Here is a 23,106-nt window from a genome sequence, read left to right on the forward strand (position 1 = left end):
CCAACTTGATTGAAATGCCGCCACCAATGCTGACTGTAGATTGGACGCGTCGCGGCTTTCTTATTATCCCTATTCAAAGAGTTTAGTCACACCAAGCCTATGAAGCACATTCGTAATTTTTCGATTATCGCCCACATCGACCACGGTAAGTCGACCCTTTCTGACCGCTTAATCCAAGTTTGTGGAGGATTAAGTGAACGTGAGATGGCAGCTCAAGTCCTCGATTCTATGGATATAGAACGCGAGCGTGGTATTACAATTAAAGCGCAGAGTGTGACTTTAGATTACAAAGCTAAAGATGGTGAAACTTACCAACTTAACTTTATCGACACTCCTGGACACGTAGACTTCTCTTACGAAGTATCTCGTTCTCTAGCGGCTTGTGAAGGCGCACTACTTGTAGTGGATGCTGGCCAAGGTGTTGAAGCACAAACTCTAGCAAACTGTTACACAGCAATCGAAATGGAACTGGAAGTAGTGCCAATCTTGAACAAGATTGACCTACCAGCTGCTGAACCAGAACGTGTTGCTGAAGAAATCGAAGAGATCGTTGGCATCGATGCGATGGAAGCGACTCGCTGTTCTGCGAAAACAGGTTTGGGTGTTGATGATGTTCTAGAAAACATCGTGACGGCAATCCCGCCACCGGAAGGTGATCCTGAAGCGCCTCTACAAGCGTTGATCATTGACTCTTGGTTCGATAACTACCTTGGCGTAGTTTCTTTGGTTCGTATCAAAAACGGTAAGCTGAAGAAGAACGATAAGATCAAAGTAATGTCGACAGACCAAGTATGGGGTGTTGACCGTCTAGGTATCTTCACGCCTAAGCAAATCGATACTACAGAGCTAAATACTGGCGAAGTAGGTTGGGTTGTTTGTGGTATTAAAGACATCCTAGGTGCACCAGTTGGTGATACGTTGACGCTTGCAAAGGGCGGCAGCACTGAACGTCTACCTGGTTTCCAAAAAGTGAAGCCTCAGGTATACGCTGGTCTATTCCCTGTATCATCTGATGACTACGAAAACTTCCGTGACGCGTTAGGCAAATTAAGCCTGAACGATGCATCACTGTTCTTTGAACCAGAAAGTTCAGCAGCACTTGGTTTTGGTTTCCGTTGTGGCTTCTTAGGAATGCTTCACATGGAGATTATCCAAGAGCGTCTAGAGCGTGAATACGACCTAGACCTAATCACAACTGCTCCAACAGTAGTGTATGAAGTTGTAAAAACAGATAAAACGGTTCTTTACGTTGATAGCCCGGCTAAACTGCCAGCGGTTAATGACCTAGAAGAAATTCGTGAGCCAATTGCACGCTGTAATATTCTGGTACCTTCGGATTACCTAGGTAACGTAATCACACTGTGTGTTGAGAAGCGTGGCGTACAAGTAGACATGGTCTACCACGGTAACCAAGTTGCTGTGACGTACGATCTTCCTATGGCAGAAGTAGTTCTAGACTTCTTCGACCGTCTGAAGTCAACGTCTCGCGGCTATGCATCATTGGATTACAACTTCCAACGTTACGAGCCATCAAACATGGTACGTGTAGACGTACTGCTGAATGGCGAAACAGTTGATGCACTAGCTATCATTACGCACAAAGATATTGCTCAGTCTCGTGGTCGTCTACTGGTAGAGAAGATGAAAGAATTCATCCCTCGTCAGATGTTCGATATCGCGATTCAAGCAGCGATTGGTAACCACATCATTGCTCGTTCTACAGTGAAACAACTGCGTAAGAACGTAATCGCAAAATGTTACGGTGGTGATATCAGTCGTAAGAAGAAACTTCTTAAGAAACAAAAAGAAGGTAAGAAGCGTATGAAGCAGATCGGTAACGTTGAACTGCCTCAAGAAGCTTTCCTTGCAATCCTTCATGTTGGCAAAGACTAGGTATCAATCGCACTAACTATCTGCTGAACATTACTGGTTAAAATCGTTTATTTCTTTGTTGCAAAGATTGCAATTAGGCCCACTAGTCACTGCACTTTGCGCCTCGAACTAAACGATTTTTCCTGCGTAATCTCCCCAGCATTTAGTCAGCATGATTGATACAAATTAGAAATATTAAGCAGAGTGAAAGGGTTATACTCTTTCACTTTCGTTATTTTTAAAGAAATGAAATTTAAGGGATATCAATGGCTAATACATTTTCGCTTATCTTAGTGATCGTAACTCTAGTGACCGGCATTGTATGGGCGTTGGAAAAGTTTGTGTGGGCGAAGAAGCGCCAGCAAAAGCTTGCTGACGTTGAAGCACAATCGAATGGCCTAGACGCTGAAACTAGCGCAAAAGTTACGGCTCAACCTTGGTGGGTTGAGAACAGTGTGTCCATTTTCCCGGTAATTGCATTTGTTTTGATCTTGCGTTCATTCATCTATGAACCGTTTCAAATCCCTTCTGGCTCGATGATGCCAACCCTTTTGGTTGGTGATTTCATCTTGGTAGAGAAGTACGCGTACGGTCTAAAAGACCCAGTATGGCGCACTCAATTGGTAGAAACAGGCAAGCCAGAACGCGGTGACTCAATCGTATTTAAGTACCCACCTCAGCCAAACATCGACTACATTAAGCGTGTTGTTGGTATGCCAGGTGACACGATTCGCTACAGCAGTCGTAAAGAGATCTGCATTCAGGCGAAGGGTACAAGTAGCTGTGAACCAGTGAAACTAAGTAATGTTGAAGAGAGCCAATTTATTCAAGATGGTGTGCCTCTGATTCAGCTGAACGAACAGCTTGGAGACGTAGAACACCAGATTTTAGTTAACCCATTGCGCCGCGATCGTGTGCAAGCATATCAGCCTCGCAATGGTGTTAACGAATGGGTCGTTCCAGAAGGCCAGTACTTTGTGATGGGTGATAACCGTGACAACAGTGCCGATAGCCGTTACTGGGGCTTTGTCCCTGAAGCAAACCTTGTTGGTAAGGCCGTTGCTATTTGGATCAGCTTCGAATTCGAACGCGGTTCAGACAGTGTACTTCCAACATGGATTCCTACTGGTGTGCGTTTTAATCGCATCGGTGGGATTCATTAATCGATCACATAACACATCGAGAGAGCATGAATTCTCCAATTGATAAACTAGAGAGAAAGATTGGCTATCAGTTTAATGATGCCGATCTTATCCACTTGGCGCTGACTCACCGCAGCGCCGCAGGTAAACATAACGAACGTCTTGAGTTTCTGGGCGATTCAATTTTAAGTTTTGTTATCGCTGATGATCTTTACCACCGTTTTCCTAAGGTAAACGAAGGTGATATGAGCCGCATGCGCGCAACATTAGTACGTGGTCATACATTGGCAGAACTAGGTCGTGAATTCGAACTAGGAGATTACTTAAAATTAGGTCCAGGTGAGTTGAAGAGTGGCGGTTTCCGTCGTGATTCTATTCTAGCGGATGCGGTTGAAGCGGTCATAGGCGCTGTCTATTTAGATAGTGATACCGAGACGGTTCGCGGCATTATTTTAAGCTGGTACCAATCTCGCCTAGATGCTATTCAGCCTGGAGTATCTCAAAAAGATCCGAAAACTCGCCTACAAGAGTTTTTGCAAGGTCGAAGAAATCCTCTACCTGTCTACACAGTGACTAATATTAAAGGTGAAGCACACAACCAAGAGTTTACGGTTGAGTGTGAAGTGGCAGGTGTGGATAAACCTGTTATCGGTAAAGGCACTAGCCGCCGCAAGGCAGAACAAGCGGCTGCTGAAACAGCATTAGAGCAACTAAGCAATGTCTGATAACAACCAAGATTTCGATATCGATGCATTCTTTTCATCTGATAGCAAAAAAACAGGCCTACCGGAAAACCAACACTGTGGCTTCATCGCTATTGTCGGTCGCCCAAATGTAGGTAAGTCGACGCTTCTGAACCATATTCTGGGTCAGAAGATTTCTATTACATCACGTAAACCACAGACGACACGTCACCGTATTATGGGCGTTGAAACTGAGGGTGATTACCAAGCGATCTTTGTTGATACTCCTGGACTTCATATTGAAGAAAAGCGTGCCATCAACCGCTTGATGAACCGTGCGGCGAACAGCTCATTGAGTGATGTAAACCTAGTATTCTTCCTTGTCGATGGTACTCACTGGACTGACGACGATGAGATGGTTCTGAACAAACTGAAGAAGACTGACTTCCCAGTTGTACTTTGCATCAACAAAGTAGATAACGTTCAAGACCGTACTAACGTGATGCAGCACATGATGGAAGTCTCTAAGAAGATGGACTTCATTGATGTAGTGCCAATCTCAGCGAAGCAAGGTAAAAATATTGATGTACTGCGTAAGCACGTACGTGAACATTTACCTAAAGCGACACACCACTTCCCTGAAGAATACGTGACTGATCGCTCGCAACGTTTTATGGCCTCTGAAATTATCCGTGAAAAGCTGATGCGCTTTACGGGTGACGAGCTACCTTACTCGGTAACGGTTGAAATCGAACGTTTCGATTACAACTCAGATAACGATGGCTTCCACATCAATGCACTGATTCTTGTTGAGCGTACAGGCCAGAAGAAAATGGTGATTGGTAAAGCGGGCGAGAAGATCAAAACGATTGGTCGTGAAGCGCGTATCGATATGGAAGAGCTATTCGGCCGTAAGGTTTACCTAGAGACTTGGGTCAAGGTTAAATCTGGCTGGGCTGATGATGAGCGTGCACTTCGCTCGTTAGGCTACATCGACGATCTATAATATATTGAACGTCACTTTCTGAGATTAAGAAAGTTGAACTGAAGATAAATCCAAGAGAGAGTGCGAACTCTCTCTTTTTGTATCTGTAATAAGGGTAAGTGATTGAGCGAAGGGTTACAGCGATGCTTTGTGTTGCACCGTCGACCATACAGTGAGTCGAGCCTGATCTTGGACGTCTTCAGCGAAGAGTTCGGTCGGGTGACGTTGATGTCTAAAGGCGCTCGCAGCAAGCGTTCCAATTTGAAAGGTGCATTACAACCTTTTACGCCGCTATTGCTTAAGTGGTCTGGTAATGGTTCGATGAAAACCTTACGCCAAGCTGAACCCATCAGCTTGGGGCTCCCTCTCGCCGGTATTAATCTGTATTCAGGCATGTACGTGAACGAGCTTATCGGTCGGGTATTGATGGCGGAAGTACCGATGCCTGCACTTTTTCACGACTATCTTCATGCTTTAACAGAGCTGGCGCATAATGATAATCCTGAGCCAGCACTGCGTCGCTTTGAGCTGGCTCTATTATCTGCTTTGGGTTACGGCGTCGACTTTTTACACTGCGCGGGCACTGGCGAAGCGATTGATCCGAGCATGACTTATCGCTATCGAGAGCAGAAAGGTTTCATCGCTTCAGTACGTCGAGATAACCTGACTTTTATGGGCGATGAACTTATTGCAATCAGCGAACGTAGGTTTATCACTAAAGAGCAGTTAAAAGCGGCAAAACGCTTTACACGCATAGCCTTAAAGCCGTATCTTGGCGGCAAACCATTAAAAAGTAGAGAGCTATTTATGCCAACAATAGCCCTCTCCAGAGCACGGAGTATTGGAAAATGAGCTCAATCCTTTTAGGCGTTAATATCGACCATATTGCAACACTACGTAATGCACGTGGTACTAAATACCCAGATCCAGTACACGCAGCTGAAATCGCTGAACGTGCTGGTGCAGATGGCATTACTATTCACCTGCGTGAAGACCGTCGTCACATCGTTGATCGCGATGTGCGTATTCTGGCTGAAACACTTCAAACTCGCATGAACTTGGAGATGGCCGTAACGGACGAGATGGTTCAAATTGCACTCGATACTAATCCTGAGTTTGTTTGTCTGGTTCCTGAAAAACGTGAAGAGCTAACCACTGAAGGTGGCTTGGACGTAGTTGGTCAACTAGAGAAGATCAAAGCGGCGACACAAAAACTGTCTGCAGCAGGTATCAAGGTATCTCTGTTTATCGATGCTGACCGTGAGCAAATCGATGCTGCAAAAGCGTGTGGCGCACCGTTCATTGAACTGCACACGGGTCACTATGCTGATGCTAAGACAGAAGAAGATCAACAAGACGAGCTTAAGAAGATCGCAGCAGGCGCAAGCTATGCAGATGACTTAGGTATCACAGTCAATGCGGGTCATGGTCTGACTTACCACAACGTAGCACCGATTGCGGCACTTCCAGAGATCTACGAGCTGAACATCGGTCACTCGATCATGGGACGTGCAGTGTTTGATGGCTTAAACAAAGCCGTTGCAGACATGAAAGCAATCATGGAAACAGCACGTAACAACGCTTAGTTCGGCAAGTCGTCGGCACTAAGCGATGTACAGTTAATCATTAGACAGAAGTTAAGTAGTAGAGGAAACATGGCAGTTGTTGGATTAGGTACAGATATCGCAGAAATCGAACGTGTCGAGAAGGCGCTGTCGCGAAGTGGCGACGCTTTTGCTCAGCGTATTTTGACGGATTCTGAGTTTGAAGTATTCCAACAGTTGAAGCAAAAAGGCCGTTACCTTGCAAAACGTTTTGCTGCTAAAGAAGCTGCATCTAAGGCGTTAGGTACGGGGATTGCGCTGGGTGTTACCTTCCACGACTTTGAGATTTCAAACGATGAGCATGGTAAGCCAGTATTGAGCTTACACAAGAAAGCGCGTGAAATCGCAGAGGCGAATGGCACAACATCGATTCATCTGACTATCTCGGATGAGCGTCACTACGCTGTGGCAACGGTGTTACTCGAATCGTAAACAGATTATCGCGACTTTATACCTAGTGCTCTTGGCTCTAGACAGAAAAAAGCAGAGCTCATGAGCTCTGCTTTTTTATTGGCGGGTAAACCCTCTAAAGAATACTAGTGAGTAACAAGTACCCGCTAGGCCTTCGCCTGTTTCAAGTAGTGAATCGCGGTTGCTTGAACCTTATCTAATTCATCCTGAAGCTCGAAAAGCTCAGGTTCAATGTCTTCAACAGAAGTACCTGAACGCAGCTCTTTCTCTATTGTCGCACATACCGATTTTAGCCTTGGTACGCCGCTGTACGAGCTGCTGCCATGCATCTTGTGAATGATGTGTATCAGCTCTTCAACTGGATAGTCACTGTCTTCTATCGCTTTGTCTGCTGCCTCATACACCTCTGGAATAAAGTCGACGAGCATTTGCAGCATATCGCGTGCGAGGTCTTCTTTATTGGCGGCTTGTTTCATCGCAGCTTGCCAATCAATGATGATGTTTGTGTGCACGCTGGCTTCAGTTTCTGACACCGGACCGTTGTCGACTTCAGCAGAGACCGCTGGGTGGTCTGGATCTATTTTTTCGATGAGCTCAACCTCAGAGGTCGAGCTCCAATGAATCAGAACCTGCTGTAAAACATGCTCTTCAATAGGTTTGGTTAGGTAGTCATCCATGCCCGCTTCAAGCAGTCGATCTCGTTCGCCAATCATTGCATGCGCGGTTACGGCTATCACAGGTGTGTTCGCATTGTTCGCCAGTTTTTTGATGTTCTGGCAAGCGGTCACACCGTCCATCTGTGGCATTTGAATATCCATGAAGATGATATCAAATGGCGTCTCTGTCGCTTTTTCTATAGCCTGCTGACCACTGGTACAACTGATGACGGTTTCTACACGCTCTTTAAGCAGCGCGGTAATCAACTTAAGGTTGGCTGGGTTATCGTCTACTGCCATCACAGTAAGCGGTAACTTCTCTTCAGAATGCGTTTCAATCGCTGGTGCAATCAAGGTAGGTGCCTGATTCGATACCAGAGTTTGCAGCAACTTCTTACGAGAAAGAGGCTTAGTGATGCACTGAACATCGACCTCTTTCATTAGTTGCTCACCCAACGCTAGCTCGGTACTTGGTGTACCAATAATCACGTTTTGAGCAATCTTCTTCGCACCGATCGCCCAACCACTCACAGTATCAAATTGATACTCTTGGTTGGCGGCTAGGTTAAGCAGAACGTAGTCATACGAGGTCGTCTCATCTGGCATCACCGAACGATACGTTACCACTAAGCCTTCTTGGGTTAGGATTTGCTGAGTAATCGATGCCGCTTGCATGTTTGGCTCGATAAGCAGCAGTTGTTTGTCTTGCAGACACTGCGTCTCAATCAGCTCTGTCATCGGCATATCAGTCGTTGATAGTCTCAAGGTGAACCAGAAGGTAGAGCCTTGGTGAAGACGACTGGTTAGGCTGATCTCTCCGCCCATTTGGCTGACCAGTTTTTGGGTGATAACCAGACCTAAGCCTGTACCGCCGTAACGACGAGAGATACTTGCATCGGCTTGGCTGAAAGCTTGGAAAAGCTGAGCTTGTTGACGCTCAGAAATACCAATACCCGTATCGCGAACCATGAATTGCAGCTCGATGTTGTCTTCACTTTGTGAGCGAAGCTCAACGCTGATATCAATGTTGCCGCGTTCGGTAAACTTGATTGAGTTACCAACAAGGTTGGTTAGGATCTGCTGAATACGCAGTGGATCGCCCACCACACCTGGCGGTACTTTAGGGTCGATCTTCAGTGTCAGTTCTAGGCCTTTCTCATGAGCGTTGGTTGCTTGAAGGTTTACTACCTCTTCAAGGCTGGCTTGGAATTCAAATGGGATGTTCTCTAGGGCTAATTTACCGGCTTCAAGTTTCGAGAAGTCCAAGATATCGTTGATGATGCTAAGCAGGTTGTTTGCCGAGCGTTCAATGGTTTGCAGGTAATCGGTTTGACTGTTCGATAGGTGAGTCTTGAGCATTTGACGAGTAAAGCCAATCACACCGTTCAGCGGCGTTCTCAATTCGTGAGACATATTCGCTAAGAACTCAGACTTAACACGAGCCGCTTCTTGAGCGCGTTTCTTCGCGATGTCTAACTCAACGTTTTGAATCTCTAGCTGTTCAAGAGTTTCACGCAAATCTGATGTGGCCTGGTCGATACTGTGCTGCATCTCGACGTGATACTCTGATAGCGATACCGCCATCGCATTGATACCGTTTTTCAGCGAGTCTAGCTCACCATGCATCTTACCTTCGATACGCACATCTAGGTGGCCTCGACGAATTCGGTCGACCATGTTTTTCATGTGTGTGATCGGTTGAGTGACATCGTGCATTAAGCGGAACGCAAACACGCCCGATAAACCAAGCCCGAGAATCAACACTAAGAATGCAGAGAACACTTCTTGATATTGCTGTAATCGAAGTGATGAAAGATCTAATTCAATCGCAATGTAGCCGATCGCTTGATTAGCTTGAGACTGACCGTTGGCTGAATTGATGTACTGGCCTTCGGCGATGATAGGTGTCCGCAGAATCAGCGTATTATCGAGAAGGTTCGATGAGCTTAAATGCGGGATCGGTTTATCTTTGGGGTAGGTCAGGCTTTCAAAATCGGGGTGGAAGTTTGAGGTTACAAACAACTCATGACGCTCATCAAACACCGCGATACTGCGCACTAGCTTAGAATTCTTTCGATGCGCATAGCTAATAAGCTGACGAACAGACTCTCGACTTTCGAGCTTCATGCCTGATTCACTCGTAATCGCAAGTGGCTCAATGATGCTAGTACCAGTGTTAACCACTTGACCTTCAAGGTCTTGATAGCGGTTAAATGAGAAAAATGCACTCAATAGCAACCCAATAATCAGGGTTGGAGCTAGAGTTAAGGTAATTACACGGGCTCTTAAGCCATATCTGGTCATGTTCTTTAATTACATCGAGGTCTGGATATGGGAAAATAACGCACACAATGGCGGTTAAGTGAACGGTAAGCTTAATCAAAGCCGTGACGTTCGACAATGATTCCAAGACATAATAGTGAGTCCTGGATACCAATTACTTATTAAAAGATACATTAGGCACAAGCAATGGCACGTTTTTTCCAACCAAAAAAGAAAACTCAACTCGAGACCAAGCATCAATCGGTTTTGGTTGAACGAATGGATCACAATGGCGCTGGCATCGCTTATCAAAAGAATAAACCGGTTTTCATTGATGGCGCATTGCCCGGTGAGCAGGTGGTTATTCAACTTACTGAGAGCAAAAGTAAGTTTTCGCGAGCTAAACTCATCAAGTTATTGAAGCCGAGCGAGCAGCGTTTAAAGCCGTTTTGTAAGCACTTTAATCAGTGTGGTGGCTGTCACCTTCAACACCTAGGTTACTCTTCTCAGGTTGAGCATAAATCGCAATCTCTGACGCACCTGATGAGCCAATACCAAACGGCGAACACTGAAGTTGCACAACCTATTGTCGGTGATGAAACCGGTTATCGACGTCGCGCACGTATCAGCCTATTTGTTGATAAGAAGACACAACAGCTTCAATTCGGTTTCCGTAAGAAGCAGAGTAAGCAGATTGAAAACATCACCGACTGTGCCGTGCTTGATCCTCGCCTTAATGTGTTGCTGCCAAAACTGAAAAATTTACTGAACACTTTCAACAGCCTTACGTCTTTAGGACACGTTGAATTGGTGTTGGGCGATACTGGCCCTGTTATGGTTCTACGTCACCTTAAGCCTTTGGTTGAAAAAGATGAGCAAGCGCTGATTGCGTTAGCAAAAGAAGAAGGCGCTACGCTGTACTCGATGCCTGAAACCGATAAGTTGGTCCGTCTGGTTGGTGATGCGCCTAGCTACAGCGAAACTGGCGTGACGTTACCGTTTGAGCCAAACCACTTTATCCAAGTAAACCAGAAAGTGAATCAGCAGATGGTGGCTCAAGCGATTGAGTGGCTAGAACCTCAAGCGGATGAGCGAGTGCTCGACCTGTTTTGCGGCTTAGGGAATTTCAGTTTGCCTATCGCGCAACAATCGGCGTTTGTGGTTGGCGTAGAAGGCGTTGATGAAATGGTTCAGCAAGCCACATCTAATGCAGCGTTAAACCAGTTAAGCAATACGGAATTTTACCAAGCTAACCTTGAAGAAGACTTATCTTCACAGCCTTGGGCAAAAGAGAAATTTGATAAAATCTTACTTGACCCAGCTCGTGCTGGAGCGAGTGGTGTTGTTGATCAAATTTCAGCGTTAGGAGCGAAGCGTGTGGTTTATGTTTCGTGTAATCCTGCTACTCTAGCTAGAGATTCAGAGAGCTTAGAAAAGCAAGGCTACCAATTAGCCAAACTTGGTATGTTGGATATGTTCCCACACACTAGCCATTTAGAATCGATGGCTCTCTTTATCAAGGCTTAAAGGCCCGTAAATAAGGCTTAAAAATGAATGACAAAGGCGCAGGGACACCTGCGCTGATATCAATATGGTCGAACTAACTTGGAACCAGTTAGTCATATTGAATTGGGTATAAAACAGAATAACTAGGAAGGCACGATGGTTGCGGTACGAAGCGCACATTTAAACCCAAGCGAACAGTTTGAGCTAGAAAGTTGGATTGCGTCATTAAAGCAAGACGCAAAAACCTCGAATAAACTGAACAAAGTTTATCGTCACTGTGAAGAGCTATTAAAAGATCACGAGCAAGCATCACTCTTGCTATGGCGTGGACGCGAGATGATTGAAATCTTGGTCACGCTGTCGATGGATCGTGCAACATTAGTCGCAGCACAACTCTTCCCAGTGGTATCAAGTGGCGTTTTTGAACGCGAAGCCTTCGAAGAAAGCTACGGCAAAGAAATCGTTAAGCTGATTGACGGCGTTGAAGAAATGGCGGCCTTGGGCCAGCTAAACGTGACCCTTGAAGGCAGTGCTGCCTCGGGTCAAGTTGATAACGTTCGCCGTATGCTACTGGCGATGGTCGATGATTTCCGCTGCGTAGTCATCAAACTCGCTGAACGAATCTGTAACCTTATCGAGGTAAAAAAAGCGCCTGATGCTGTGCGTCGCGCGGCCGCAAAAGAGTGTTCTAACATCTATGCCCCACTGGCAAACCGTTTAGGTATCGGCCAACTTAAGTGGGAAATCGAAGATTACGCATTCCGCTACCAACAACCAGATACCTACAAGCAGATTGCAAAACAGCTGTCTGAGCGTCGTATCGTTCGTGAACAATACATCACAGATTTCGTTGATGATTTAACCGCAGAAATGCAGCGTTCAAACATCAATGCTGAAGTGAGTGGCCGACCAAAACACATCTACAGTATCTGGCGCAAAATGCAGAAGAAAGGCTTAGCCTTCGATGAGCTTTTTGATGTACGAGCAGTACGTATTATCGCTGACCAGCTGCAAGACTGTTACGCCGGCCTTGGGGTGGTACACACTAAATACAAGCACCTCCCGAGCGAATTTGATGACTATGTGGCGAACCCTAAGCCAAATGGTTACCAGTCGATTCATACCGTAGTACTTGGCCCTGAAGGCAAGACCATTGAGATTCAGATCCGTACTAAGCAAATGCACGAAGACTCTGAGCTTGGTGTGGCGGCGCACTGGAAGTACAAAGAAGGAGCTTCAAGCGGCCGTAGTGGCTACGATGAGAAAATCACTTGGTTGCGTAAACTTATCGACTGGCAAGAAGAGATGTCGGACTCTGGCGAGATGCTGGATGAGGTACGTAGCCAAGTCTTCGATGACCGTGTATACGCATTTACTCCACGTGGTGACGTGGTCGACTTACCAATGGGCGCAACCCCGTTGGATTTCGCCTACCACATCCACTCGATGGTCGGACACCGCTGTATCGGTGCCAAAGTAGCGGGGCGTATCGTACCGTTCACTCATAAACTATCGATGGGCGATCAAGTTGAGATCATCACGCAGAAAGAGCCGAACCCATCTCGTGACTGGTTAAATCCAACCACAGGTTTTGTTCATTCTGGTCGAGCTCGAGCGAAAATCAACGCTTGGTTCCGCGCACAAAGCCGTGAGAAAAACCTAGAAGCGGGTCGTGATATCCTGGAAGTTGAGCTAGCGAAAGTAGGCGCAACCCTAAAAGATGCTGATCAATACGCGCTAAAACGCTTTAACGTGAATACGCCAGACGAACTCTATGCAGGTATTGGTAGTGGCGACTTGCGTATTAACCAAGTGGTTAATCACATCAATGCGCTAGTGAATAAGCCAACGGCGGAAGAAGAAGACAAGAAAGCGCTAGAGAAACTGCTTGAGTCGGAAAACAAGCCGGCACAACAGAGTCGTCCGAAGAAAGATGCGGTAGTGGTTGAGGGCGTTGATAACCTAATGACGCACCTAGCGCGTTGCTGTCAGCCAATCCCAGGTGATGTGATTAAAGGTTACATCACTCAAGGTCGTGGTATCTCAGTGCACCGCGCTGACTGTGAACAGCTAGGCGAGCTAAGCGTGCATGCGCCAGAACGTATCATTGATACCGTTTGGGGTAATGGCTTTGTCGGCTCATACATCCTAACGCTGCGTGTTGAAGCGCTAGAACGTAATGGCTTGTTGAAAGACATCACCTCACTGTTCTCGAACGAGAAGATCAGTGTGACCACGATGAAGAGCCGCATCGACTACAAGCGTCAGCTATCGGTAATGGATTTCGATTTGGAAGTGACCAATATTGAGATTCTGAGCCGAGTGACAAGTCGAGTAGAACAGATCAAAGATGTAATGAGCGTTAAGAGACTTGGATGATCCTTTTGTGTCATTTATGTCATTCCCTACAGTGAGGGACGAACGTGATAGGGAATCTCGCCAAGCGGTTTGAGATCCCCAACTCGCTCATACTTCACTCTTGGAGATGGCGAAAAATAGAAAGGTGAGTGGTTTTGGCTGCTCACCTTTTTTAGTTTTAAGAAAAGAATTAGATTAAAACAATCAAACAGAATAATAGGAAAGCACCATGAGCCACCCGATTGAACAACTAGAACAAATTATGACTAAGCTGCGCGATCCAGAAGGTGGCTGTCCTTGGGATTTAAAACAAAATTTTGAAACAATTGTCCCGCATACTATCGAAGAGACGTACGAAGTGGTGGATGCGATTGACAACAAAGATTGGCCGAACCTACAAGAAGAGTTGGGTGACTTGTTGTTTCAGGTGATCTTCTATAGCCAGTTAGCGAAAGAACAGGGGTTGTTTGAGTTCTCTGATGTGGTTGATGGCATTAACGAAAAGCTAACACGCCGTCACCCGCATGTGTTCTCTGATACTGAGTTTGCCAGTGATGAAGAAATCAATGCCAATTGGGAAGCGGAAAAAGCCAAAGAGAAAGCACAGGCAGGCAAAACTCAAGAAAGTATTCTAGACTCAATACCAAACTCTCTACCTGCACTTTCGCGTGCTACAAAAATTCAAAAGCAGGTCGCGAAATATGGCTTTGATTGGGACTCAATTGGCCCAGTCGCCAATAAGGTATTAGAGGAAGTGGACGAGGTGATAGAAGAAGCACTTCAAGTGACGCCAAACGAAGAATTGGTTGAAGAAGAGCTGGGGGATTTACTGTTCGCGACCGTTAACTTGGTACGACATTTAGGTAAAAACCCAGAATCGGCACTCAATAAAGCCAATCTCAAGTTTTCGCGTCGCTTTAAAGGGGTGGAACAAAAAGTTCGTCAGCAAGGTAAAAATTTGACCGATTTTTCACTACAACAGCTTGATTCCATGTGGGGTGAAGTCAAAGTGGCGGAGAAAAGATAACCAAAGCTTTTATCATGAATTGATTTGAAGCAAAAAATAAAAAATAGCAGTGTGATAGATTTCACGTTGTGGCGATAAGGGGCTTCTGGTATATTTTCATCCCGTCCAGAAGTAGTCCATTTCCCTCATTCAACCAATTTCAGGTTAAACATGACGACAAATTACATTTTTGTTACTGGCGGGGTTGTATCCTCTCTAGGTAAAGGTATTGCTGCAGCATCTCTTGCGGCTATTTTAGAAGCTCGTGGTCTTAAAGTGACTATGATGAAGCTTGACCCTTACATCAACGTTGATCCAGGCACTATGAGCCCGACTCAGCACGGTGAAGTGTTCGTTACGGAAGATGGCGCTGAAACAGACCTTGACCTTGGTCACTATGAGCGATTCATTCGCACCAAGATGACTAAGCGTAACAACTTCACTGCAGGTCGTGTTTACTCAGACGTACTCGCTAAAGAGCGTCGCGGTGATTACCTAGGTGCAACTATTCAGGTTATCCCACACATCACTAACTCTATCAAAGAGCGTGTAATTTCTGGCGCAGCTGGCCACGATATTGCGATCGTTGAAGTTGGTGGTACGGTTGGTGATATCGAATCTCTACCATTCATGGAAGCGATTCGTCAGCTAGCAGTAGAACTAGGCCGTGAACGCGCAATGTTCATGCACCTTACTCTAGTGCCATACCTAGCAGCTGCGGGCGAAGTGAAAACTAAGCCAACGCAACACTCTGTAAAAGAGCTACTGTCTATTGGTATTCAGCCAGACATCCTAGTTTGTCGTTCAGACCGCAACATTCCTTCGAACGAGCGTAAGAAAATTGCTCTGTTCTGTAATGTGCAAGAAAATGCAGTTATTTCTATGCGCGATGTTGACTCTATCTACAAGATCCCTCAGCTTATTAAAGCTCAAGGTACTGATGAACTTGTATGTAAGCGTTTCGGCATCACAGCTCCAGAAGCAGACCTGTCTGAATGGGAACAAGTAATTTACGAAGAAGCTAACCCAACGGGTGAAGTGACGATTGGTATGGTTGGTAAGTACATTGAACTACCAGACGCATACAAATCAGTAAATGAAGCGCTAAAACACGCGGGCTTGAAAAATCGCCTAAGCGTTAATATTAAATACGTAGATTCACAAGACGTTGAGTCTCGTGGCGTAGAGGTTTTAGAAGGCCTAGATGCAATCCTAGTTCCTGGTGGTTTTGGTGATCGTGGTGTTGAAGGTAAGATTCTTGCTGCTCAATACGCTCGTGAAAACAAAGTACCGTACTTAGGTATCTGTCTAGGTATGCAAGTAGCGCTTATCGAGTACGCTCGTAACGTTGCGAAAATGGAAGGGGCACACTCTTCTGAATTCTGTACTGAAACTAAGTACCCAGTTGTTGGTCTTATCACTGAGTGGACTGATGGCGAAGGTAAAGTTGAAGAGCGTACAGAAACATCTGACCTTGGCGGCACAATGCGTCTTGGTTCACAGCTTTGTCACCTAGCGAAAGGGACGAAAGCTTACGAATTATACGGTAGCGCGACGATCCATGAACGTCACCGTCACCGTTACGAAGTGAACAACAATCTTCGTCCACAAATCGAAAAAGCGGGCCTAAAAGTATCGGGTCTATCTGCGGACAAGAAACTGGTTGAAGTTATTGAGAACCCGAACCACCCATGGTTCGTTGCTGCTCAATTCCACCCAGAGTTCACTTCAACACCTCGCGATGGTCACCCATTGTTTGCAGGTTTCGTTAAAGCGGCTGGTGAGTTCCAGCGCGGCGAGTTAGAGAAGTAAAAAGGAATACAGGTAGCTGCGTAAGTTGTGCTGCTACCTTTAAATTTGACATTTATATATTCAACGAGAAGGAAACATTCAATGTCTAAGATCGTTAAAGTTCTAGGTCGTGAAATCATCGATTCACGTGGTAACCCAACTGTAGAAGCTGAAGTACACCTAGAAGGCGGTTTCGTAGGTATGGCTGCTGCTCCATCTGGCGCATCTACTGGTTCTCGCGAAGCTCTTGAGCTACGTGACGGCGACAAATCACGTTTCCTAGGTAAAGGTGTTCTTAAAGCTATTGAAGCTGTAAACGGCCCAATCGCTGAAGCTCTAGTTGGTACTGACGCTAAAGCACAAGCTGACGTTGACCAAATCATGCTTGACCTAGACGGTACTGATAACAAGTCTAAGTTCGGCGCGAACGCTATCCTAGCTGTATCTCTAGCTAACGCAAAAGCTGCTGCTGCTGCGAAAGGCATGCCTCTATACGAGCACATCGCTGAGCTAAACGGTACTGCTGGTCAGTTCTCTATGCCTCTACCAATGATGAACATCATCAACGGTGGTGAGCACGCAGATAACAACGTTGACATCCAAGAGTTCATGATCCAACCAGTTGGCGCTAAAACTCTTAAAGAAGGTCTACGTATCGGCGCTGAAGTATTCCACAACCTAGCTAAAGTTCTTAAGTCTAAAGGCTACAGCACTGCAGTTGGTGATGAAGGTGGTTTCGCTCCTAACCTTAAGTCTAACGCTGAAGCTCTAGAAGTTATCGCAGAAGCTGTTGCAGCTGCTGGTTACGAACTAGGTAAAGACGTTACTCTTGCTATGGACTGTGCAGCATCTGAGTTCTTCGACAAAGAAGCTGGCATCTACAACATGAAGGGCGAAGGTAAAACTTTCACTTCTGAAGAGTTCAACCACTACCTAGCTGAGCTAGCGAACAACTTCCCAATCGTTTCTATCGAAGACGGTCTTGACGAGTCAGATTGGGATGGCTTCAAGCACCAAACTGAACTTCTAGGCGACAAGCTTCAAATCGTTGGTGACGATCTGTTCGTTACAAACACTAAGATTCTTGCTGAAGGTATCGAGAAAGGCGTAGCTAACTCTATCCTTATCAAGTTCAACCAAATCGGTTCTCTAACAGAGACTCTAGCTGCTATCAAGATGGCTAAAGACGCTGGCTACACTGCAGTAATCTCTCACCGTTCTGGCGAAACTGAAGATGCAACTATCGCTGATCTAGCGGTAGGTACAGCTGCAGGTCAAATCAAAACTGGTTCTATGAGCCGTTCTGACCGTGTTGCTAAGTACAACCAACTTATCCGTATCGAAGAAGCTCTAGGTTCTAAAGCTCCTTACAACGGTCTTAAAGAAGTTAAAGGTCAATAATTCGTCCTATTTGGCACTGTAGCTGCGTTAACTGCAGAAGATTCACTAAATCACATAGGAAACTATGCTCCATAGCTGAATCTTCTTTGTTGCCTTGCTACAGCACCAACTAGTTAGAATTATGCACTAATACTTTTGAATGCCTCGCTTATGCGGGGCATTTTTTTGTCTGTAGAAAACTGAATGAAAGAAGCTCTAGGCTCTAAAGCTCCTCCTTGTCACATATAAAGTTCGTCATTCCCTAGACTGACGAAGGAAGGAGTAGGGAATCTCATTGTTTTCCTGACAATGACTCCCCGACTTATTGATTCCCTGACACCACATATCTCGCACCAATAAGCTCATTATGGTATATATGTGCCTTATTCTAGTTCCTTCTTTTTCAACCGGCGAAAGGTGTTATGCGAATTTTTGCTTTAGTACTGCTCATAGTGTTTGGCTGGCTACAACACACACTGTGGCTCGGTAAAAATGGTATCTCTGATTACTACGGTGTGAACAACGAAATCCAAGTTCAACAGCAAGTAAATGAAAAGCTGCATATTCGAAATGCAGAAATGTTTGCTGAAATTGACGATCTACGCCAAGGCTTAGACGCGATAGAAGAACGCGCACGTCATGAACTTGGAATGGTCAAAGAAGGTGAAACGTTTTATCGCATCATTGGTGAGGAATCCCATTAATGTCGACTCAACTTCAAAGCGTGATTGCCGTTGTACCTGCGGCGGGCGTCGGTAGCCGAATGAAGGCAGACCGCCCTAAGCAATATCTCAAGATTCACGACAAAACAATTTTAGAGCACACCATTGAGAAATTACTGTCTCACCCACAAGTCGCTCAAATTGTCGTTGCGATCAGCGATGATGACCCATACTACCCTGATCTAGCACTCAACCTGAACCCGCAAGTGATCAGAGTGTCAGGCGGAAGCGAGCGAGCGGACTCTGTACTCTCTGCGCTAAACTATATCGCTGAGCAGCAGCTTAGTGATTGGGTAATGGTTCACGATGCGGCAAGGCCGTGTGTTCAGCTAAGTGATATCGACAAGCTAATTTCCGGCGCGATGAGCCATGATGTGGGCGCTATTTTAGCGGCTCCAGTTCGTGACACGATGAAGCGCGGTGCCCAAGGGCAGATCGAGCATACCGTTGAGCGTGCCGATTTATGGCATGCACTTACGCCGCAAATGTTCAGAGCAAAGCCTCTGTGGAAGGCATTAAGTGAGGCGTTGCAACAAGGCGCTTCAATTACTGATGAAGCCTCAGCCTTTGAATGGAAAGGTTTATCGCCCGCTTTAGTGGCAGGGCGTTCAGATAATTTTAAGATTACTCAGCCTGAAGATTTAGCGCTTGCTGAGTTCTATTTAAGTCAGAATAAGGAATAATGATGATTCGTATTGGCCATGGCTTTGATGTACATAAGTTTGGTGGTGAAGGCCCGGTAATTATTGGTGGCGTGAGCGTCCCTTATGAACAAGGTCTTATTGCACACTCAGACGGTGATGTTGCCCTTCATGCGTTGTGTGACGCTCTATTGGGTGCGATTGCTGCGGGTGATATTGGTCGTCATTTCCCTGATACCGATGACGAATGGAAAGGTGCGGATAGCCGTGAGCTACTGAAAGATGTTTACCGTCGAGTAAAAGAACAAGGTTACGTGATTGGTAATGCCGATATTACTATCATGGCGCAAGCTCCAAAGATGGCGCCTCATATAGACTCTATGTGCCAAGCTATTGCTCAAGACCTAGAAACCAGCATTAGCAATGTGAATGTAAAAGCGACGACCACTGAGCGTTTAGGTTTTACAGGTCGCAAAGAGGGCATCGCATGTGAAGCGGTGGTCCTAATTACTAAAAGTGCGTAAGCACCAACACGAAAAGAACAGCATGTCAGATATTTTATCTTCATTGGCTTATCTAAACGGTAAACCAACTGCGAAAGCAAAACTAAAAGCAAAAGCCGAACACTTTGTCGTTAATGAAGACTTGGGTTTTGAGTTTGCTGGTGAAGGCGAGCACCTAATGGTTCGTATTCGTAAAACTGGTGAAAACACGAGCTTCGTAGCAAACGAGCTGGCTAAAGCTTGCGGTGTTAAGTCGAAAGACGTGAGCTGGGCGGGTTTGAAAGACCGCCACGCTGTGACAGAGCAGTGGTTGAGCGTTCACCTACCGAAAGGTGAGCCTGACTTTTCAGGGTTCTTAGCACAATACCCAAGCATTGAAATCTTAGCGACAGCGCGACACAACAAAAAGTTACGTCCAGGCGATTTAGTTGGCAACCAATTTGAGTTGACCTTGTCTGAAGTAACGGATTGCGATGATGTGGTCAAGCGTTTGGAAAAAGTCGCTCAAGTGGGCGTGCCAAACTACTTTGGTGCTCAGCGTTTTGGCAATGAAGGTAACAACCTATCTGAAGCTCGTCGTTGGGGCCGCGATAACGTTCGTACTCGTAACCAGAATAAGCGCAGCTTGTACCTTTCTGCTGCTCGTTCGTGGATTTACAACCTGATCCTTTCAGACCGTATTGAGCAAGATGCGTTTGCATCAGCATTGGTTGGCGATATCGTGGTGAAAGACGGTGCTCAACTGGCAGTAACAGCAGACAACATTGAAGCTGTAAACCAAGACATTGCGAACGGTTCTGCTTTGATAACTGTTGCTTTGGCTGGCGATAATGCCTTACCAACGATTGATGAGTCTCAAGCTCTAGAACAGAAACACCTTGATGCTGAACCGGATCTAATGGCTCTGATTCGTGGTAACCGTATGCGTCATGATCGCCGTGAAGCGTCACTGAAACCAACAGACTTAACTTGGGAAGTGAACGAAGATAATGTCACGCTTAAGTTCTCTCTTGATGCGGGTTGTTTCGCAACAGCGATCGTTCGCGAATTGGTTGAAGAAGTACACGTAGAGAGAACCTACGAGCAATAACGATTTTGCTTGGAGCTGAGTCACTTGATATTGGAATTTAAGTGACTTGGCTTAGCATGGGAACAAAAGAAAGGATACAAGATGAAGATTTTACTCAGCAATGATGATGGTGTGCACGCTCAAGGTATTCATGAGCTGGCAAATGAGCTACGTGATCTTGCTGACGTTATCATTGTTGCCCCTGACCGTAATCGCTCGGGTGCGTCAAATTCATTAACTTTAGAACAGCCTCTGCGTGTTCAAGAGATTACTGAAAATACCTATTCGGTACAAGGAACACCGACCGACTGTGTGCATTTTGCGTTAAACGAACTGCTAAAGAATGACATGCCTGATCTGGTATTAACGGGCATTAATCACGGTGCTAACCTGGGTGATGACGTGCTTTATTCCGGCACGGTGGCTGCAGCAATGGAAGGGCATTTTCTAGGCGTTCAATCGGTAGCGTTTTCTCTGGTGGGAAAAAAACATTTTAAGACAGCGGCAGCGATTGCTCGTCGTATTGTCGAACAACATTTAGCAAACCCAATCCCGACCAACCGCTTGTTGAACGTAAACGTTCCTGATTTAGCCTTAGAACAATTGTCTGGTACTCAGGTGACGCGCTTAGGTGCTCGTCATCACGCTGAAGATATGATCAAGCAAAAAGACCCGCGTGGTCACGATATCTATTGGCTTGGCCCTCCGGGTAAAGAGCAAGATGCCGGTGAAGGTACCGATTTTTACGCGATTGAGCATGGCTTTGTGTCGGTAACACCGTTGCAGGTTGATCTGACGGCGCATGAGTCGTTGGGTGCGATGGCAACATGGTTAGGGGAGAAGTAAGTGAGTAATCCGCAAGCTGAGCGTTTAATTACTTTCCTGATTGAAAATGGTATTCAGGATCAAAAGGTTCTTGATGCGATTTACCAACTGCCGAGAGAGAGCTTTTTATCACAGGCGATGTATCACCAAGCCTATGATAATAATGCGCTGCCTATCGGTCAGGGTCAGACAATCTCACAGCCATACATTGTTGCTAAAATGACAGAGCTACTTGAATTACAACAAGATAGCCGTGTCTTGGAGATCGGAACGGGTTCTGGTTACCAAACTGCGGTATTGGCTCAACTTGTTGATCATGTGTATTCGGTTGAAAGAATAAAGTCGCTACAATGGGATGCCAAGCGTAGGTTGAAGCAACTCGATTTCTACAATATCTCAACTAAGCACGGTGATGGTTGGCAAGGTTGGTCTTCAAAAGCCCCTTTTGATGCGATTATTGTCACCGCCGCTGCAGAGTCGATTCCTCAAGCGCTTCTGCAACAGCTGAAAGATGGCGGTCGTTTACTGATTCCTGTCGGTGATGACGAACAGCAACTATTGAAGATCGTTCGACACGGCGATGAGTTTTTATCGAGTGTTATCGAGATGGTGAGATTTGTACCTCTTGTTCCTGGTGAGCTAGCTTAATAAAAGACTAATGGTGTAGGTGGATAGAGAGTCGATGCGTTCGAAGTTGTTAAAAGGAAGTACTTTACTGCTTAGCTGTGCCCTTGTTGGGTGTGCAGCGAATTCGCCTGCGCCCGTTTCAAACCTAAACAAGAATTACTCATCGATTGATCGTGGTAGTTATCGTGGCAGTTACTATGAAGTTAAAAAAGGCGATACCCTTTACTTCATTGCTTATGTCACCAATAAAGACGTTAAAGACCTCATCGGTTATAACAAGTTGTCTGCTCCTTACACTATCCACCCAGGGCAGAAGCTTAAGTTATGGCGTCCTAGCTACAACGCGCCAGCGTATGGTAAGTCAACGGTAGCGGCAGCAGCAGTTGCTGCGCCTGTCGCCGCATCCACAACGTCATCTACGGCAAGTAAACCGAAAACCACACCACAAAAGAGCAAAAACTCTAAACCGGCTCCAGCTCAAACTACCACCAAAGTGGTGAAAAAAGATCCACCAAAGAAGGTTGAACAATCCAAATCAAAGGAGTATGTTGGTTCTAAAGGTAAACAGAATGTTACACCGCCCACCAAACCAACAAGTGATAAAGTATCCAAATGGTTATGGCCAACTAAAGGGAGAGTAATCGAGAATTTCTCTGTAGGCGAACAAGGAAATAAAGGCATAGACATAGCAGGACAGCGAGGTCAGCCAATAGTATCTACTGCAGGGGGAACGGTTGTTTATTCGGGTAATGCACTACGAGGCTACGGCAATCTAGTGATTGTGAAGCACAATGATAATTACTTAAGTGCATACGCGCATAACGACCGACTATTAGTATCTGAAGGGCAAAGTGTGAAACCAGGGCAGAAGATTGCAACAATGGGAAGCTCTGGAGCCAGCAGTGTTAGGTTGCACTTTGAGATTCGTTACCAAGGTAAATCCGTTAATCCAAAACGATATTTACCTTAAATACAATATGCAAAAATTACGTATTGTATGGAGTGACATAGTCATTTAGCGACATATGAAGTTGTAATGTCATGCTAATTTCGCCAGGGGGAG

20 protein-coding genes are annotated in these 23,106 nt (G+C 45.7%); 19 read left to right on the top strand and 1 reads right to left on the bottom strand.

Annotated features, from left to right (window positions below):
- Positions 1-99: 99 nt before the first annotated feature.
- The 7 genes from lepA (at position 100) to acpS (ending at position 6,718) form a co-directional block, all read left to right on the top strand.
- Positions 100-1,893: a translation elongation factor 4 gene (lepA, locus tag AB4517_RS06915; RefSeq protein ID WP_017059045.1), complete on the top strand. Its 1,794-nt coding sequence runs from the start codon at positions 100-102 to the stop codon at positions 1,891-1,893.
- Between the two features lie 245 nt (positions 1,894-2,138).
- Entirely contained in the window at positions 2,139-3,035 is an 897-nt protein-coding gene (gene lepB, locus AB4517_RS06920) for a signal peptidase I (protein WP_017066013.1), read from the top strand.
- 26 nt (positions 3,036-3,061) lie between these two features.
- Positions 3,062-3,739, top strand: coding sequence for a ribonuclease III (gene rnc, locus AB4517_RS06925; protein WP_017066012.1), 678 nt, complete (start codon positions 3,062-3,064; stop codon positions 3,737-3,739).
- Complete coding sequence (gene era / locus AB4517_RS06930; RefSeq protein WP_372148110.1) at positions 3,732-4,703, top strand: GTPase Era; 972 nt, start codon at positions 3,732-3,734, stop codon at positions 4,701-4,703. The genes rnc and era overlap by 8 nt, the downstream gene beginning before the upstream one ends.
- A 102-nt stretch (positions 4,704-4,805) precedes the next feature.
- The gene (gene recO / locus AB4517_RS06935; RefSeq protein WP_372148111.1) at positions 4,806-5,534 is read left to right on the top strand and encodes a DNA repair protein RecO; all 729 of its coding nucleotides are present in this window, start codon (positions 4,806-4,808) and stop codon (positions 5,532-5,534) included.
- Entirely contained in the window at positions 5,531-6,268 is a 738-nt protein-coding gene (pdxJ, locus tag AB4517_RS06940; RefSeq protein ID WP_017059040.1) for a pyridoxine 5'-phosphate synthase, read from the top strand. Before recO ends, pdxJ begins: the two co-directional genes overlap by 4 nt.
- Before the next feature lie 69 nt (positions 6,269-6,337).
- Positions 6,338-6,718, top strand: a complete 381-nt coding sequence (acpS, locus tag AB4517_RS06945; protein ID WP_017059039.1) for a holo-ACP synthase — start codon at positions 6,338-6,340, stop codon at positions 6,716-6,718.
- 125 nt (positions 6,719-6,843) lie between these two features.
- On the opposite strand, the gene barA is transcribed toward acpS, so the two are convergent.
- Positions 6,844-9,657 (bottom strand): two-component sensor histidine kinase BarA, encoded by a 2,814-nt coding sequence (gene barA / locus AB4517_RS06950; RefSeq protein WP_372148112.1) that lies wholly within the window; start codon positions 9,655-9,657, stop codon positions 6,844-6,846.
- A gap of 165 nt (positions 9,658-9,822) precedes the next feature.
- Between barA and rlmD the strand changes: the two genes are divergently transcribed.
- The 12 genes from rlmD to nlpD all read left to right on the top strand — a co-directional run bounded on the left by rlmD (position 9,823) and on the right by nlpD (position 23,013).
- Complete coding sequence (gene rlmD / locus AB4517_RS06955; protein ID WP_017059037.1) at positions 9,823-11,142, top strand: 23S rRNA (uracil(1939)-C(5))-methyltransferase RlmD; 1,320 nt, start codon at positions 9,823-9,825, stop codon at positions 11,140-11,142.
- A gap of 135 nt (positions 11,143-11,277) precedes the next feature.
- Positions 11,278-13,500, top strand: coding sequence for a GTP diphosphokinase (relA, locus tag AB4517_RS06960; RefSeq protein WP_017063212.1), 2,223 nt, complete (start codon positions 11,278-11,280; stop codon positions 13,498-13,500).
- Between the two features lie 208 nt (positions 13,501-13,708).
- The gene (gene mazG, locus AB4517_RS06965; RefSeq protein WP_372148113.1) at positions 13,709-14,506 is read left to right on the top strand and encodes a nucleoside triphosphate pyrophosphohydrolase; all 798 of its coding nucleotides are present in this window, start codon (positions 13,709-13,711) and stop codon (positions 14,504-14,506) included.
- Between the two features lie 150 nt (positions 14,507-14,656).
- The gene (locus tag AB4517_RS06970; RefSeq protein WP_017063214.1) at positions 14,657-16,297 is read left to right on the top strand and encodes a CTP synthase; all 1,641 of its coding nucleotides are present in this window, start codon (positions 14,657-14,659) and stop codon (positions 16,295-16,297) included.
- A gap of 81 nt (positions 16,298-16,378) precedes the next feature.
- Positions 16,379-17,677: a phosphopyruvate hydratase gene (gene eno / locus AB4517_RS06975; RefSeq protein ID WP_017059033.1), complete on the top strand. Its 1,299-nt coding sequence runs from the start codon at positions 16,379-16,381 to the stop codon at positions 17,675-17,677.
- 401 nt (positions 17,678-18,078) lie between these two features.
- Complete coding sequence (gene ftsB, locus AB4517_RS06980; RefSeq protein WP_010435786.1) at positions 18,079-18,360, top strand: cell division protein FtsB; 282 nt, start codon at positions 18,079-18,081, stop codon at positions 18,358-18,360.
- Complete coding sequence (ispD, locus tag AB4517_RS06985; protein ID WP_017059032.1) at positions 18,360-19,061, top strand: 2-C-methyl-D-erythritol 4-phosphate cytidylyltransferase; 702 nt, start codon at positions 18,360-18,362, stop codon at positions 19,059-19,061. The genes ftsB and ispD overlap by 1 nt, the downstream gene beginning before the upstream one ends.
- Before the next feature lie 2 nt (positions 19,062-19,063).
- Positions 19,064-19,543: a 2-C-methyl-D-erythritol 2,4-cyclodiphosphate synthase gene (gene ispF / locus AB4517_RS06990; protein ID WP_017067356.1), complete on the top strand. Its 480-nt coding sequence runs from the start codon at positions 19,064-19,066 to the stop codon at positions 19,541-19,543.
- A gap of 22 nt (positions 19,544-19,565) precedes the next feature.
- Positions 19,566-20,612: a tRNA pseudouridine(13) synthase TruD gene (gene truD, locus AB4517_RS06995; RefSeq protein WP_017059031.1), complete on the top strand. Its 1,047-nt coding sequence runs from the start codon at positions 19,566-19,568 to the stop codon at positions 20,610-20,612.
- Between the two features lie 81 nt (positions 20,613-20,693).
- A complete protein-coding gene (gene surE, locus AB4517_RS07000) occupies positions 20,694-21,437 on the top strand; it encodes a 5'/3'-nucleotidase SurE (protein WP_017059030.1) in 744 nt (247 codons plus the stop codon).
- Positions 21,438-22,064, top strand: a complete 627-nt coding sequence (locus tag AB4517_RS07005) for a protein-L-isoaspartate(D-aspartate) O-methyltransferase (protein ID WP_017059029.1) — start codon at positions 21,438-21,440, stop codon at positions 22,062-22,064.
- Between the two features lie 34 nt (positions 22,065-22,098).
- Complete coding sequence (nlpD, locus tag AB4517_RS07010) at positions 22,099-23,013, top strand: murein hydrolase activator NlpD (protein ID WP_372148114.1); 915 nt, start codon at positions 22,099-22,101, stop codon at positions 23,011-23,013.
- Positions 23,014-23,106 lie beyond the last annotated feature (93 nt).

Source organism: Vibrio sp. 10N.222.52.C3, assembly GCF_041474195.1.
In the GTDB taxonomy this organism is placed as follows: Bacteria; Pseudomonadota; Gammaproteobacteria; order Enterobacterales; family Vibrionaceae; genus Vibrio; species Vibrio crassostreae_C.

Coding starts and splice junctions, on each gene's coding strand:
- lepA (WP_017059045.1), top strand. CDS start 100: ATGAAGCACATTCGTAATTTTTCGATTATCGCCCACATCGACCACGGT.
- lepB (WP_017066013.1), top strand. CDS start 2,139: ATGGCTAATACATTTTCGCTTATCTTAGTGATCGTAACTCTAGTGACC.
- rnc (WP_017066012.1), top strand. CDS start 3,062: ATGAATTCTCCAATTGATAAACTAGAGAGAAAGATTGGCTATCAGTTT.
- era (WP_372148110.1), top strand. CDS start 3,732: ATGTCTGATAACAACCAAGATTTCGATATCGATGCATTCTTTTCATCT.
- pdxJ (WP_017059040.1), top strand. CDS start 5,531: ATGAGCTCAATCCTTTTAGGCGTTAATATCGACCATATTGCAACACTA.
- acpS (WP_017059039.1), top strand. CDS start 6,338: ATGGCAGTTGTTGGATTAGGTACAGATATCGCAGAAATCGAACGTGTC.
- barA (WP_372148112.1), bottom strand. CDS start 9,657: ATGACCAGATATGGCTTAAGAGCCCGTGTAATTACCTTAACTCTAGCT.
- rlmD (WP_017059037.1), top strand. CDS start 9,823: ATGGCACGTTTTTTCCAACCAAAAAAGAAAACTCAACTCGAGACCAAG.
- relA (WP_017063212.1), top strand. CDS start 11,278: ATGGTTGCGGTACGAAGCGCACATTTAAACCCAAGCGAACAGTTTGAG.
- mazG (WP_372148113.1), top strand. CDS start 13,709: ATGAGCCACCCGATTGAACAACTAGAACAAATTATGACTAAGCTGCGC.
- AB4517_RS06970 (WP_017063214.1), top strand. CDS start 14,657: ATGACGACAAATTACATTTTTGTTACTGGCGGGGTTGTATCCTCTCTA.
- eno (WP_017059033.1), top strand. CDS start 16,379: ATGTCTAAGATCGTTAAAGTTCTAGGTCGTGAAATCATCGATTCACGT.
- ftsB (WP_010435786.1), top strand. CDS start 18,079: ATGCGAATTTTTGCTTTAGTACTGCTCATAGTGTTTGGCTGGCTACAA.
- ispD (WP_017059032.1), top strand. CDS start 18,360: ATGTCGACTCAACTTCAAAGCGTGATTGCCGTTGTACCTGCGGCGGGC.
- ispF (WP_017067356.1), top strand. CDS start 19,064: ATGATTCGTATTGGCCATGGCTTTGATGTACATAAGTTTGGTGGTGAA.
- truD (WP_017059031.1), top strand. CDS start 19,566: ATGTCAGATATTTTATCTTCATTGGCTTATCTAAACGGTAAACCAACT.
- surE (WP_017059030.1), top strand. CDS start 20,694: ATGAAGATTTTACTCAGCAATGATGATGGTGTGCACGCTCAAGGTATT.
- nlpD (WP_372148114.1), top strand. CDS start 22,099: ATGCGTTCGAAGTTGTTAAAAGGAAGTACTTTACTGCTTAGCTGTGCC.